Genomic DNA, 696 nt, shown 5'->3' with positions numbered 1-696 from the left:
TGAGCCTCTACCCTATCTACGATTTCCTCCGAGCATGAGCCGCAATCCATGCGGGCACGGGATATATATACTTCTGATGCCTCCAGTCGCTTGAAGATTCTTTCCAAAGTCTCTCTTTGGTTGAAGCGCACGTTTGTGTTGCCGTCTCTATTTTCAATACCAACAATCATGTCGTTAATGACAGCTACACCTGGACTATAGCCCAAGAACTTCTTGTAGGTTGGTTTTGCATCATACTTCTCTGTTTCAATGAACTGATGGTCAAAGTCAAAATCATACTCTTGACCGGATTTCAATTGACCAGTAGCAAGCAGGGCATTGACCAGTAAGCAGTTCATCTTGTCTGCAGTATTGAAATCATAGGATTTGCCAGAAGCAGACTTATAGGTGATGCTCTTAAAAGTCAGTTCTTCGATAGCACGTAATATGGTGTCTGCGCTGCAAGTGCGAAGAGTTGGATGAAGAGACAAATGTTTCATCAGGTGAGTTGTAACATCCTCAATACATGAGCCACCACAAAGATATACGCACATCAGAGAGCGTAGAATCTCGCTATATTGATAACCAAACATAGTGCATCTCAATCCCAAGGTGGAATCTATGGTTTGAGCTAAAAGAGCATCAAATTGCTCCATAATCGAAAAAATTCCCCCAAAAGGAGTGAGTTTCTCAGATTTTATTTGTACTTTTGCCATG

At 42.0% G+C, this 696-nt stretch carries 1 protein-coding gene; it reads right to left on the bottom strand.

All coding sequences use genetic code 11. The features are described from left to right. The coding region (locus IE226_RS43725; RefSeq protein ID WP_506417428.1) for a transposase family protein at positions 1–695 on the bottom strand (695 nt) is incomplete at its 3' end. Position 696 lies beyond the last annotated feature (1 nt).

This window comes from Streptomyces longisporoflavus (assembly GCF_014649775.1).
In the GTDB taxonomy this organism is placed as follows: Bacteria; Actinomycetota; Actinomycetes; order Streptomycetales; family Streptomycetaceae; genus Streptomyces; species Streptomyces longisporoflavus.
Note: the sequence above shows the minus strand (reverse complement) of the source record. Positions and strands in the feature narration are given on the sequence as shown.